This window comes from Herbidospora sp. NBRC 101105, from assembly GCF_030269205.1.
GTDB lineage: Bacteria > Actinomycetota > Actinomycetes > Streptosporangiales > Streptosporangiaceae > Herbidospora > Herbidospora solisilvae.
In genome coordinates this window covers 127298-139572 of sequence record NZ_BSSX01000004.1, presented here as the reverse complement: position 1 = coordinate 139572, position 12275 = coordinate 127298, and the positions used below count along the sequence as shown (strand labels likewise).

Here is a 12275-nt window from a genome sequence, read left to right as displayed (position 1 = left end):
CCCATGGCGACCCTGGACAGGCCGGTCTTCGTCATCGGCTGCCCGCGCTCGGGCACCACGATGCTGCAGCTCATGCTGCACAGTCACCCGCGGATCGCGGTCCCGCCGGAGACCCGCTTCATGATCCAGGCCTACCACGCCCGGCGCCGGCACGGCGACATGCGGCGTCCGGACAACCGGCGCCGCCTGGCCGAATGGGTGGCCGGCGGGAAGGACACCAAGTTCCGCGAACTGGGCCTCGACCGCACCGAGTACGTCGACCACGCGGTCGCGGCCCCCGGCTCGCTCGGCTCGGTCCTGGGCACCGTGTTCCGCGACTACGCGGCCCGCTTCGGCAAGCCGAGGTGGGGCGACAAGCGCCCGAGCTACTTCAAGCACGTGGGCATGCTGCTGCGCCTGTTCCCGGACGCCCAGTTCATCCACCTGGTCCGCGACGGCCGCGACTGCGTGGCCTCGCTGCTGGAGATGCCCTGGTACAAACTGGACGTCTACCACGCGATCGCGAACTGGGCCGAGGCGATCGACTTCGGCCGCCACCACGCCGCCCACCTCCCCGCCGGCTCCTACCACGAACTCCGGTACGAGGACCTGACGGCCGACCCGGAACTCGCCCTGAAGCGCCTGTGCGGCTTCATCGGCGAGGACTACGACCCGGCGATGTGCGAACCCCGGCACGTCGCCCAGGTGGCCGTGCCGGCCCACAAGGTCTGGCACGCCAACACCCACACGGCCGTGACCACGGCCCGCAGCGGCAGCTGGTCCACCCGTTTGGAGCCCTGGCAGATCTCCCTGTGCGAGACCGTCCTGGGCTCCCGCCTGGAGTCCCACGGCTACGAGCTGAGCGGCGCAGCGAAGGCGACCCGCGACCACCGCACGGCCTACCGCACGACGGCGGCCAAACGGCGCGGCGCCCGGCTGAAGCGCACGGGCCGCGAACGCCTGATCCGGCTGTGGGAACCGGGCCCGCTCCCGGCCCTGCTGACCTCGGGCCAACGGGCACTGGCCGGGCTACCCCCTCTGCCACGCGAGCACCTGGTCGAATCGTCGTAACGGGGGAGATTTCCTGGGGCTCCGACCTGGGAAATCTCCCTCAGGTATATTAGTCTGAGGTTATGTTCCGTGCATGATCTGGATGTCGTCCTTCTGGAGCCCGTGGAGTTGATCGAGGACGCCATTGATCAGCTCGCCGAGGCCGGTCCGACCCTGGGGCGGCCTCTCGTCGACACCCTCGAGCACAGCTGTCTTCCGAACCTGTAAGAGCTGCGGCCCGACTCGACAGGGAGATCGAAGATCCGGTTGCTCTTCGTCTTCGACCCCGACCGGTCGGCGATCTTCCTGGTCGCCGGTGACAAGGCAGGACAATGGTCCCGCTGGCATGACAAGGCCATACCGCTCGCTGAGGCACGCTACGCCGAATACCGGGCGAAGCTGGAAAAGGAGGCTGATCGATGAAAGCCCGCCGGTGGGAAGACGTCAAAGCCGAGGCTCATCGTCTGAATCCTGAGATGGCCGATCCCGAACGCCAGGCGAAGGCCCGTGCCCTGCAAGACGCGTATGTCGCCGGCTATCAGCTAGGGGAACTCCGCAAATCCCTCGGTAAGACGCAAGCGGACATCGCGAAGATCCTTGGCGTCTCCCAGTCCAGAATCTCCCAGATCGAGAACGGCAACCTCGAAGTCATGGAGTTGGAGACGCTGCGGGCCTACGCCGCCGCGCTCGGCGGACACCTCGATGTCACGATCAATGTGGGCTCCCACTCGGTGAAGGTCGCCTAGCGGCTCAGGTGGGCGAAGAGGTGTTCCCACTGGTCGAGGACGGGTTCCAGGCGGAAGGCGTCCGCGTGGGCGCGGGCGGCGGCGCCCATCTCGGCTCTTCTCGGCGCGTCGTCCATCAGTTCCGCCAAAGCCGTCGCCAGGGCCGTCACGTCGCCCGGGGGGACGAGCACCCCGGTCACGCCGTCGTCGATCAGGGTGCGGACCCCGCCGGACACGTCGAAGGCCACGGCCGGGATGCCGAAGGCCGCCGCTTCGCCCAGGACCAGCGGGAAGCCCTCGTGGTCGCTCGACAGGGCCACCAGTGACGCGGCGCGGTACTCGGTCGGCATCTCGCCCGCCGGGATCCGGCCGCGGAACACGACCTGCTGCGACACGCCCTCGGTCACGGCGTGCAGCATGAGGCGGTCGGTGTCGGGGCCGTCGCCGATGAGGTGGAGTTCCCAGTCGGGACGGGCCGCGCGGGCGAAGGCCGAGATGAGGCGGTCGAAGCGTTTCACGCCGGTCAGGCGGCCCACGCCCAGGATCCGGGTCCTCCGCAGCGGCGAGGGGCGGTGCGGCCAGCCGGGCAGCGGGTTCGGGATGTGCCAGGTGTTGGGGAGCAGGGCCTCCTCCGAGAAACGCCACGCGTCGTCCTCGCTGAGGAAGACGGCCTGGTCGAGGTGGCCGTAGTGGGCCTTGACCGCGCCGAAGTGCCAGGTGCCCCGGGCGTGGGCGAACGAGCCGTGGTAGTGGCCGATGCCGCGGTGGCCGCCCAGGAGGCCGGACAGGCGGCTGACCACCCCCGGTGAGGTCATGACGAGCAGGCCGGGCGCGATCCCGTCCAGGAGTTGCCGGGCGCGTCTGGTCGCGCCCAGGCCCCAGCGGGGGCCGCGGTTGAGCTCGTGGCGGCCGTAGGCCGGGTCTTCGACGTAGGTCACCGGGTCGTCCGACATGTGCAGGCCGATCACGTGGACGTCGTAGCCGCGCCGGGCCAGGCCCTGGGCCAGCGTGTGGGTGACCCGCTGCATGCCGCCGAGCGTGTCGGCGTCCAGGCAGGCGAAGGAGACGGTGTTCACAGGGCGGCCTCCGTCGGCTGCGGGATCACGGCGACTGGCATCTCGGGTGTCACGCCCTCGAAGAACGCGTCCACGACCCGCGCCGCCGCGTGGCCGCGCTCCTCGGCGCACCACGTGCGGCGGAAGGCGGCGTAGCGTTCGGGGCTCCACGGGTCGCGGATCGCGGCGGCCAGGTCCCGCGTCGTGGTGACGCAGGGGCCGGGGGCGATCTCGGGCAGGTCGTACTGGCTGCCGCGTTCGGTTCTCCGGTAGGTCTCCCAGTCGTCGACGAGGAAGACCATCGGCTTGCCGGTCACGGCGAAGTCGCACATCAGTGACGAGTAGTCGGTGACCAGCACGTCGGCGGCCAGCAACAGGTCGTTGACCTCGGGGTAGCCGCCCGCCTGGCGGGCGAACCAGCGCAGGTCCTGCGGGATGACGTGCTTCTCGATCGGGTGGGTGCGCAGCACCAGGACCCACTCGTCGCCCAGTTCGGCGGCCAGTTCGTGCAGGTCGGCCCGGACCGAGGCGCCCCGGGTGAGGTCCCGGTAGGTGGGGGCGTACACGACGATCTTCTTGGCGGCGGGGATCTCCAACTCTCTGCGCACCCGGGCCGCCGCCTCGGGGTCGCCGTGGAACAGCACGTCGCAGCGCGGTGAGCCGTGCCGCAGCACGGGCCCGGCGTACTCGTTCGACGGGATGAAGGTGCGTTCGAACTCGGCGCCGGGGGAGACCAGGGCGTCCCAGCGGGCCACGTTGGCACGCCACTCCTCGCGCGGGCCGGGGAAGTCGCCGCGCAGGTCGGGGGCGTCCAGGCCGATCGACTTGATGCCCTGGCCGTGCCAGGTCTGCAGGTAGCGGGTGCCGCGCGGCTTCGGGAAACCGAGCGGCATGCCGTGGCTGTCGACCCACCATCCGGCGCGGGCCATGGTCCAGACGTGCCGCCAGCTCATGCGGCGGACCGTGGTCACGTGGGCGGGGAACACGCCCGAGGAACGCGACCAGACGGCGCGCAGCTTCGACCCCCGGCGGAGGAGCTCCTCGTGGATGTAGCGCGGATGGCCGGTGTAGCCCCGGCCGCAGTCGGACTCGAACAGGACCAGGTCCTTCTTGCGCGGGACGACGCGGATCAGCACCTTGTAGACGGCCAGCTTCACGTCTCTGGCGGCCAGCCTCCTCCGCAACCGCGCCGGGAGCCCGGCGGCGCGCAGGGCGTGCGGCCGGATGGACGGCCGCCGCGCGACGGCCCGCAGCAGGCCGGTCCTGCGCCAGTGCAGCCGCAACGTGGCGGTGTCGCCGAGGGGGCGGGCGGTGATCTCGTACCCCTTGATCTTCAGCGTCAGGGGCTCCAGGTTCGCGCCGACGAGCAGCGGGTCGCTGGTGGTGTGGCCGTCGAGCGGGCGGGTGAAGCCGAGGCGCGGCTCGTAGGCGCCGCTGCGGCCCGGCGGGATCGTGGCCAGGTCGAGGGTGACCTCCGTCTGGATCGTCCCGTCGGGCTGGCGGCGCGGGATCAGCCGGGTCCGGTGCTTCCTGGCGATGAGGTCGGCCACGTCGTCGAGCCCGACGACGCCGAAGGGGTCGTAGGTGGTGATCGACATCGTCAGGACCGAGCCGGCGGCGGCGATCTCGGTCACCTCGTGGCGCAGCCGGGCCTGCGAGTAGGGCAACTCGGCCAGCCGCATCGTGGTGATCTCGAAGGCCGGGTCGGGTTCGGTGCCCCAGTAGGTCAGGCCGTCGGCCCTGACCGCGTGCCGGGGCGGCGCCTTGGGGCCCGTCAGGCTGCGGGCGGCCACGCACAGGTCCTCGACCCGGTCGCGCAGCAGCAGCTCGCCGCAGACCCGCGTCATCGGGTCGGCCCGCTCCAGCACACCCTGCTCCAGGCGCTCCAGGTAGGGGCGGAGGACGGCGGCCGTCTCCTTGGCCCACACCGCGTCGAACCGGGGCAGCACGTTCAGGTAGACCCGCAGGTCCTGCCGGACGAACCGGGACTGGCGGTGGGCGACCAGGTCGCCCATCCCGGCGTCGCGCAGCGCCTGGTCGGCGGCCTCGGCGGCGGCCACCCGGGACCGCGCGTTGGCGACGTCGCGCAGGCTGAGGGAGATCGACGTGCTCTCGCCGGCCGCCCGGTGCCACAGGTAGACGGGCCACGGCACCACCGCGAACCGCCGCGCGCGGGCGTAGAGGCGGGCGGTGAAGACGTGGTCCTCGTAGTGGAGGTCCTCGCGGAAGCGCAGGTCGTGCTCGCGCAGGAACTCGACGTCGTAGATCTTGTTGGTGGAGAAGCCGTCGAGGAAGAGCTCGGGCTCGGCCCGGATGCCCTCGACCACGCGCCTGCGCCGGAACAACTCCGGGTAGTAGGGCGCGCCGGTCCCGCTCGCCTCGTAGTGGCGCATGATCTGGCCCGCCACGAAGTCGGCGCCGGTGCGCTCGATCTCCGTCAGCAGCGCCTTGCAGGCGTGTCTCGGCAGCTCGTCGTCGCTGTCGAGGAACATGACGTAGGGCGCCCGCGCCGCGTCGAGTCCCGCGTTGCGCGGCGCCCCGCAGCCGCCGGAGTTGCGGTCGAGCCGGAGGTAGCGCACCCCGGGGAAACGCCCCGCCACGTCGGCGGTGTCGTCGGTGCTGGCGTCGTCGACGACGATGATCTCCAGGTCGCGGAGGGTCTGGGCGTACAGGGAGCGCACGGCCCTCGGGAGGCGGGCCGCGTCGTTGTAGGTGATCACGACCACACTCACAGCCGGTCGGGCCGCCATACCCACCCCCATATCAGATGAAAATCACTGATATGGGATGTTCCCCCACGAAATCGGACGATTGCCCTCTGTAGTCATCTTTTGCCGACGACTTACCGGCGGCCCCACCGCCGGACGACGTAAACGATCAGCCCGATCGCCCCGAGCCCGCCCACCACCGGGGCCAGCCGCTTGACCAGCGACGCCCCGGCGGCCTCACGCAGGTCGAAGGCCTCCTCCTCGGCCGTTCGGGAGGTGCGCAGGGTGCCCGGCGGATGGGACTCGGGCACGGGATCGGGCACGACCGTCAGGTGCCGCCGCCCCTCGATCAGGGCGGCCAGGTTGGCAGCGAACCGTGCGCCGACGTCGTCGAGCACCGGCTGCGGCAGGTCGGTCGCGCACGTCGTGACGAGCGTGACCCGGGTGCCCGCGGTGTCTTCCAGCAGGCGGGCGGTCATGGCCGCCTCGGTCGCGCCGGTCGCGTGGGCGCCCTCGACGACCACCTCGACGGTCCGGGTGTCCTTGTCCACATTGGCGATCCGGGCGGTGCCCCGGTAGTTGACCGTGAGCGGGCCGACCCTGACCCGCATCCTCCCGGTGGCCGTGTCGCCCTCGACGGAGTCGAGCGTGGCGCCGGGGAGGCAGGGGGCCAGCCGCTCGACGTCGAGGAGGACCGACCACGCCTGGTCGACCGGGACCGGCACGGTGAACTCGTGCTCGAATCGCATGGCTCGACTCCGTTCTCTGAAAGGCGCTCCGGAGACAACTACCGCCAAACTACGAACGTACGCCTGCGTAGTCGCAGATCAACCCCCGGGTCACCGCTTCCGGATCACCTTGGCCAGGATTCCCGCGATTCCGGCGATTCCCAGCCCCCCGATGAGGATGGGCCCGATGATCGCCGGGTCGGGGGTCGGGTCGGTCAGATAACGCACCCCGACCCCCACGAACAGCAGGCCGCACAGCAGCGCCATCCAGTCGGTCCGGTGGGCTCTCTTGCGGTCGTTCCGCTCGGGCACGTCAGGCGCCACGGCGCACCTCCACGTCGCCGACGCCCGCCGAGACGTACAGTTCGATCGTGGCCGCCAGGCCGTCGGGGCCGGTCACCGGGTTGAGGACCCGGCTGATCCGGACGTCGGCGCCGTCGCTGACGTGGTGGTCGATCTTGATGTCGCCCAGGCGGGTGGTGCCGTGCACCTCGATGACGGCGTCGGGCGGCACGACCACGGTGAGCTGGCCGAGCGACACCGAGGCGTCGAACCTGACGCGCGTCCCGGGCGCGAGTTCGAGGTCGGTCAGGTCGAGTTCGCCGGCCCCGACGCCCACGGCGTAGGTGCGGGCGGCGGTCGCGACGGTGGTCGGGTGCCACGAGTAGCTGCCGACCCTCTTCGAGATGCCGGTGACCGACGTGCCGATCACCAGGGCCACCGCGACGATCACGCCGAGCGCGATCAGCCCGGCCCCCCGGCCGAACCAGGCGGCGACGAGCAGGCCCCCTCCGATGACGGCCAGCACCGCCCCGCCGACCATCGGCAGACTCACCGAATCGGCCCCGGGCTGCTGCACGGCGACCATGACCCCTCCAACGATCATTGCGAGCACGAATGTCAGGACGCCGACGAAGGACCTGCGCTTCTTGGCCTTCGGCGCCTTGGGCGGCTTGGGCGCCCTGGGGCGCGGTGGTGGCGGCGGCGGTGGCGCCGGCGCCCGCTTGGCGAACGGCCCGTGCGGCGCGAACGCGTCGCCGGCCGCGTAGGCCGCCTGCCTGGCCTCGTAGGCCAGATCGGACAACCGCCGGTAGCCGTCGGGCGACTTCGGCCGGGGAGGGGTCCGCGGATACTCCCGCGTGGGCCGCTGCGCCTCCGGCGCCTCCGCCGCCGGTTCCCGATCGCCGTCGGCCGAGCTCTCCGACGGATAGCGGCCGAACGACATGCGGTAGGACTCGCGGAACGACTCGCGCACCGTCTCCCGGAGGTTCCCGCCGGTCGCCCCCGCGGTGAAGGCCCCCAGCGTGAACGCCGAGTCGGCGGCGGGCGGCGGCTCCATCTTCGTGGTGCCCCGCCGCCCCGACAGCCGTTCGGGAAGCGAGGTGACCAGCCCGAGCACGTCGACCCCCCGCGCGTGGGCCGCCAGCAGCGTGATCGCCAGCAGCACCCCCACCACGATCGTGCCGCGGTCGATGCCCCCCGAGGCCAGGTTGATGATCAGGCCGACCGTGAAGACGGCCACGAGCAGGGCCATCACGGTCTCGGGGTCGAATATCCTGCGCGTCCACTGCTCCACGTGGCCGGGGCCCCCGCCCGGCTCCCGCATCAGCAGGAAGGCCGCGATGTAGAGGAACAAGCCGATGCCCGACCCCAGCAGCAGCACCGCGAAGCCCACGCGGAACAGCACCGGGTCCATGCCCGTGAAGCGGCCCATCCCGGCGCACACGCCCATGAGCATGCGCCCGTCGGACGAACGGGCGAGCGGGATCTCCTCGGGTGGTGCCTCGGTCATGGTGCCCATCCTGTCCGTTTTCCTGGGATGGCCGCCATCGGGGACGTCCCTGAAAGCCTTCTCAGGGACTCGCCCTGATGCGTGCGCGCGAGACGACATGTGACGATGCAGGAGCAATGTCGGATAACCCTGGCGCCGCCGAGGCGTCCCCCAGATTGATGAGGCCCCGGGCGGGGCGCGTGGTCGCCGGAGTCGCCCAAGGGGCCGCCGCCCAGCTGCGCCTCGACCCGGTCGTGCTGCGGCTGGCGTTCGTGCTGCTCACGATCCTCGACGGGGTCGGGGTGGTGGCGTACGCCGCGTTGTGGATGTTCACCGCGACGGAGCAGACCGAACACCCCCACGGCAGCCGCGACTGGGGCCAGGTGGCCGCCTACGGCCTGCTCGGGTTCGCCTTCGGGGCGCTCGCCCTGGTCAGCGGGGCGGCGGCCGGAGGGCTCGCCATGTGGCCCATCGCCGTCGGCGGGATCGGCTCGCTCATCCTGTGGCAGCAGGCCGAGCCGGGCCGGCGGCAGAAGTGGATGACCTCGACCGTCGGCCGGGTGCGCGCCACCTGGGTCCGGTCGGGCATCGGCCTGCTGCTCGTCGGCGTCGGCGTCATCGGGTTCCTCGCGGCGCAGGACCAGCTCGCCCAGGCCAGCACCGGGCTGGTGTTCACCGGGGTCGTGCTCGGCGGGGTCGCGCTGATCGCCGCGCCGTGGCTGGCCGGGTTGTGGCGGGAGCTGCAGAAGGAGCGCACCGAGAGGATCCGGCAGGAGGAGCGCGCCGAGGTCGCCGCGCACGTCCACGACTCGGTGCTGCACACCCTGACCCTGATCCAGCGCGCCGCCCACGACCCCCGCGAGGTCACCCGCCTGGCCCGCAGCCAGGAGCGCGACCTGCGCAACTGGCTCTACATGCCCAAACAGGACGCCGACGCCACCCTCGCCGCCGCCGTCCGGCGGGCCGCGGCCGAGGAGGAGGACGCCCACGGCGTCCCGATCGAGATCGTCTGCGTCGGCGACTGCGACCTCGACGACGGCCTGCGGGCGATGGTCCACGCGACCCGGCAGTCGATGGTCAACGCGGCGAAGTATTCCGAATCGCCCGTGGTATCGGTTTACCTTGAGGTCGAACCCGGCGAGGCCACCGTTTTCGTCCGGGATCGAGGGAAGGGGTTCGTGCTCGACGACGTACCGGACGACCGCATGGGCATCCGCCAGTCGATCATCGGCCGGATGGAGCGCTTCGGCGGCACGGCCCGCGTCAAGACGGCCCCCGGCGAGGGCACCGAGATCATGCTGACGATGAAGAGGACCACCCCATGAAGACGGTAAGAGTGCTGATCGTGGACGACCACCGGCTGTTCCGGTCGGGGGTGCGGGCCGAGCTCGGCCCCTCCATCCAGGTGGTCGGCGAGGCCGAGGACGTGGAGTCGGCCGTGGCCACGATCGCCGAGCTCGAACCCGATGTGGTCCTGCTCGACGTGCACATGCCCGGAGGCGGCGGCGTCGAGGTGCTGCGCCGGGTGCTCGGCTCGGGGGCGCAGGTCCGGTTCCTGGCGCTGTCGGTCTCCGACGCCGCCGAAGACGTGATCGGCGTGATCCGGGGCGGCGCGCGGGGCTACGTGACCAAGACGATCAGCGGCGCCGAGCTGACCGACGCGATCACCCGCGTGGCCGACGGCGACGCGGTCTTCTCGCCCCGCCTGGCCGGTTTCGTGCTCGACGCGTTCGCCTCGACCGAGGCCCCGCCCATCGACCCCGAGCTCGACTCCCTGACGCAGCGTGAGCGGGAGGTGCTCCGGCTGATCGCGCGCGGGTACGCGTACAAGGAGATCGCGAAGGAGCTCTTCATCAGCGTGAAGACCGTGGAGACCCATGTCTCCTCGGTGCTCAGGAAGCTCCAGCTCTCCAACCGCCACGAGTTGTCCCGCTGGGCCACCGCACGCCGACTGGTCTGAGCGCGCCGGGTGTGACAGGCTTCACAAATGGGGCGTGACGTACCCGCGACGCACTTCAGCCGCGACGACCGGCGGCGCTACCGCGACAAGCTGAAGCGCTCGCTCGACGTGCTCGCCCGCATGCTCGGCGAGGCGCGGTTCGACGCCGAGCGGCCGCTGGCGGGGCTGGAGATCGAGCTGAACCTGGTCGACGACCGGGGTGAGCCGGCGATGAAGAACGCCGAGGTCCTCGACGCGATCTCGGCGCCCGACTGGGACACCGAGCTGGGCCAGTTCAACGTCGAGATAAACGTCGCGCCCCGGGAGCTGGGCGGCCCCGGCCTGGTCGAGCTGGAGCAGACCGTCCGCAACAGCCTGAACCACGCCGAGGCGCAGGCCCGGACGGTCGGCGGCCACATGGTCCTGGTCGGCATCCTGCCGACGCTGAAGGAGAGCGACCTCTCCGAGGGCACGCTGTCGGCCAACCCCCGCTACAAGCTGCTGAACGAGCAGATCTTCGCCGCCCGGGGCGAGGACCTGCGCATCGCGATCGACGGCGTCGAGCGCCTGCACACCTACGCCGACAGCATCACCCCCGAGGCCGCCTGCACCAGCGTCCAGCTCCATCTGCAGGTCAGCCCGCGCAACTTCGCCGCCCACTGGAACGCCGCCCAGGCCATCGCCGCGCCGCAGGTCGCCGTGGCCGCCAACTCGCCCTACCTGTTCGGCAAGGAGCTCTGGCGGGAGACCCGGCTGAGCCTGTTCGAGCAGGCCACCGACACCCGGCCCGACGAGCTGAAGGCCCAGGGCGTGCGCCCCCGCGTCTGGTTCGGCGACCGGTGGATCACCTCGGTCTTCGACCTGTTCGAGGAGAACAACCGCTACTTCCCGGCGCTGCTGCCGCTCTGCGACGACGAGGACCCGGCCATGGTCCTGGAGGCCGGGGGAGTGCCCACGCTGAGCGAGCTGACCCTGCACAACGGCACGATCTACCGCTGGAACCGGCCCGTGTACGACATCTCCGGCGGCCTCCCCCACCTGCGCGTCGAGAACCGGGTCCTGCCGGCCGGCCCGTCGGTGGCCGACATCCTGGCGAACGCGGCGTTCTACTACGGCCTGATGCGCGTGCTGCCGTTCGCCGAACGCCCGGTCTGGACGCAGATGTCGTTCTCCGCCGCCGCCGACAACCTGCGGGCGGCGGCCCGCCACGGCATCGACGCCCGCCTCTACTGGCCGGGCATGGGCGAGGTCACCGCCGCGGAGCTGATCCTGCGCCGCTTGCTGCCGCTGGCCCACGACGGCCTGAACCTGTGGGGCTGCGACCCCAAGTGCCGCGACCGCCTGCTCGGCATCATCGAGCAGCGCTGCCTGACCGGGGTGACCGGCGCGACCTGGCAGGTCCGCAAGGTGCGCGAACACGGCGGCGGCCACGAGGGCCTGCGCCGGATGACGCTGGAGTACATGGCCAACATGCACACCAACGAGCCCGTTCACCAGTGGGGCTAGAACTCCGGGCTTCTCAAGAAATATCCGTCTTTGGGCGGGCAGGATGAGGGCGTGCAATTACCCCGGCTCCTGGCGATCTCCCTCCTGGCCCTGACCCTGTCGAGCACCATGTCGTGCGGTTCCGTGACCGCCCCCGATCCCGGCGCCGAACCGGCTCCCGAGGTGACCACGCCCGACCAGATCGAGACCGACCTCGACCCGCCCACCGACCCCCCGGCCTCCGACTGCGAGGTCAAGGGCGAGAACTTCTCCGAGGACGTCCGCCTGGCCCGGTGCCTGACCGAGGAGTTCTGGACCCAGCAGTTCACCGCCTCCGGCGGCACGTACCAGCCGATCAGCCGGTTCGTCGAGTACAACGGCGACGACGGCCCGGCCTGCGGCGATCAGGCCGCCGTGCCGAACAACGCCTTCTACTGCCCCGACGGCCACTTCATCGCCTACGACGCGACCTGGCTGCAGAGCCTGTACGACCAGCTCGGCGACGGCGCCGTCTACGTGGTGATCCCGCACGAGTTCGGGCACTCCGTGCAGAACCAGCTGATGTCGAACTTCGAGTTCTCCGTCCAGGCCGAGCTCCAGGCCGACTGCTACGCCGGCGGGACCCTCAAGGGCCTGATCGACGGCGACCGCCTCCAGGCGCAGGAGGGCGACGGCGCCGAGCTGATGGCGAACCTGGAGGCGGCCGGCGACCCGACCGACGCCTGGTGGGAGCCGGGCGCCCACGGGACCGCGCAGCAGCGGCAGCTCAACTTCACGCGCGGCCTGGAAAGCGGCGTCGGGGCCTGCTGAAAGGGCAGATCTACCGGATGGCTCA

General features: G+C 71.3%; 13 protein-coding genes. 8 read left to right on the top strand and 5 right to left on the bottom strand.

What is annotated here, in order from left to right:
- Positions 1 to 3: 3 nt before the first annotated feature.
- The 4 genes from QSK34_RS17870 to QSK34_RS17860 all read left to right on the top strand — a co-directional run bounded on the left by QSK34_RS17870 (position 4) and on the right by QSK34_RS17860 (position 1775).
- The gene (locus QSK34_RS17870; protein WP_285585412.1) at positions 4 to 1050 is read left to right on the top strand and encodes a sulfotransferase family protein; all 1047 of its coding nucleotides are present in this window, start codon (positions 4 to 6) and stop codon (positions 1048 to 1050) included.
- A 69-nt stretch (positions 1051 to 1119) separates the two neighbouring features.
- Positions 1120 to 1257, top strand: coding sequence for a hypothetical protein (locus QSK34_RS37940; RefSeq protein WP_502875528.1), 138 nt, complete (start codon positions 1120 to 1122; stop codon positions 1255 to 1257).
- A gap of 3 nt (positions 1258 to 1260) precedes the next feature.
- Positions 1261 to 1452: a type II toxin-antitoxin system RelE/ParE family toxin gene (locus QSK34_RS17865; protein ID WP_502875533.1), complete on the top strand. Its 192-nt coding sequence runs from the start codon at positions 1261 to 1263 to the stop codon at positions 1450 to 1452.
- Complete coding sequence (locus QSK34_RS17860; protein WP_285585411.1) at positions 1449 to 1775, top strand: helix-turn-helix domain-containing protein; 327 nt, start codon at positions 1449 to 1451, stop codon at positions 1773 to 1775. Before QSK34_RS17865 ends, QSK34_RS17860 begins: the two co-directional genes overlap by 4 nt.
- On the opposite strand, the gene QSK34_RS17855 is transcribed toward QSK34_RS17860, so the two are convergent.
- The 5 genes from QSK34_RS17855 to QSK34_RS17835 form a co-directional block, all read right to left on the bottom strand.
- Complete coding sequence (locus tag QSK34_RS17855; protein ID WP_285585410.1) at positions 1772 to 2830, bottom strand: glycosyltransferase; 1059 nt, start codon at positions 2828 to 2830, stop codon at positions 1772 to 1774. The genes QSK34_RS17860 and QSK34_RS17855 overlap by 4 nt on opposite strands.
- Positions 2827 to 5559, bottom strand: coding sequence for a CDP-glycerol:glycerophosphate glycerophosphotransferase (locus QSK34_RS17850; protein WP_285585409.1), 2733 nt, complete (start codon positions 5557 to 5559; stop codon positions 2827 to 2829). Before QSK34_RS17850 ends, QSK34_RS17855 begins: the two co-directional genes overlap by 4 nt.
- A 92-nt stretch (positions 5560 to 5651) precedes the next feature.
- Positions 5652 to 6266, bottom strand: a complete 615-nt coding sequence (locus QSK34_RS17845) for an SRPBCC family protein (RefSeq protein WP_285585408.1) — start codon at positions 6264 to 6266, stop codon at positions 5652 to 5654.
- Between the two features lie 90 nt (positions 6267 to 6356).
- A complete protein-coding gene (locus tag QSK34_RS17840; protein WP_030451411.1) occupies positions 6357 to 6569 on the bottom strand; it encodes a hypothetical protein in 213 nt (70 codons plus the stop codon).
- Positions 6559 to 8037: a PspC domain-containing protein gene (locus tag QSK34_RS17835; protein ID WP_285585407.1), complete on the bottom strand. Its 1479-nt coding sequence runs from the start codon at positions 8035 to 8037 to the stop codon at positions 6559 to 6561. Before QSK34_RS17835 ends, QSK34_RS17840 begins: the two co-directional genes overlap by 11 nt.
- Positions 8038 to 8195: 158 nt before the next feature.
- Here QSK34_RS17835 and QSK34_RS17830 point away from each other — a divergent pair, with 158 nt between their 5' ends.
- The 4 genes from QSK34_RS17830 to QSK34_RS17815 are packed head-to-tail and all read left to right on the top strand — an operon-like array spanning position 8196 to position 12250.
- Positions 8196 to 9341 carry an ATP-binding protein gene (locus QSK34_RS17830; protein WP_235967410.1) on the top strand — a complete coding sequence of 382 codons (1146 nt, stop codon included), beginning with the start codon at positions 8196 to 8198 and terminating at the stop codon, positions 9339 to 9341.
- The gene (locus QSK34_RS17825; RefSeq protein WP_030451408.1) at positions 9338 to 9976 is read left to right on the top strand and encodes a response regulator; all 639 of its coding nucleotides are present in this window, start codon (positions 9338 to 9340) and stop codon (positions 9974 to 9976) included. Before QSK34_RS17830 ends, QSK34_RS17825 begins: the two co-directional genes overlap by 4 nt.
- Before the next feature lie 27 nt (positions 9977 to 10003).
- Positions 10004 to 11461: a glutamate-cysteine ligase family protein gene (locus QSK34_RS17820; RefSeq protein WP_161482615.1), complete on the top strand. Its 1458-nt coding sequence runs from the start codon at positions 10004 to 10006 to the stop codon at positions 11459 to 11461.
- 51 nt (positions 11462 to 11512) lie between these two features.
- Positions 11513 to 12250, top strand: a complete 738-nt coding sequence (locus tag QSK34_RS17815; RefSeq protein ID WP_285585405.1) for a neutral zinc metallopeptidase — start codon at positions 11513 to 11515, stop codon at positions 12248 to 12250.
- Positions 12251 to 12275 lie beyond the last annotated feature (25 nt).